This is a genomic window from Ruegeria atlantica, from assembly GCF_947495585.1.
Taxonomy (GTDB): domain Bacteria; phylum Pseudomonadota; class Alphaproteobacteria; order Rhodobacterales; family Rhodobacteraceae; genus Ruegeria; species Ruegeria atlantica_G.
Genome location: NZ_CANLZK010000054.1, coordinates 1 through 404 on the forward strand (window position 1 = coordinate 1; position 404 = coordinate 404).

1 protein-coding gene is annotated in these 404 nt (G+C 52.5%); it reads left to right on the forward strand.

The features are described from left to right. Positions 1-404 (forward strand): calcium-binding protein (locus QMP16_RS23540; protein ID WP_282154390.1); only part of this gene is annotated, 404 nt, incomplete at both ends.

Consider the following 404-nt stretch of genomic DNA (forward strand, 5'->3'; position numbering starts at 1 on the left):
ATGATCGCACTGTCGAATGGCGAGCAGGTTACACTTGTGAATCAACTCGACGAAAACAAGTGGAGTTCCATCGAGTTCGTCACCTTTGCGGACGGCACAACACTGAACCAGGATGAGCTGCGCGATCGCATGGTCGCTGACATGAAGGCTGGCGGTACCGTGATCGGCACCGAAAACGGCGAGAACTACGTGCATACGCTAGGGGACGGCTCCTATTCGATCACCGATTACAACGCCTTCAGCACCCGCACCGACACCCTGACATTCACTGACGTCAACGCAGATGATGTTGTGCTCTCTCGAATCCACAACGACGTCATCATCAGTCTGCCAAATGGAGAAACCATCACTCTCATCAGGCAGCTGGATGAGAATAAATGGCACTCAATCGAGACTTTCACCTT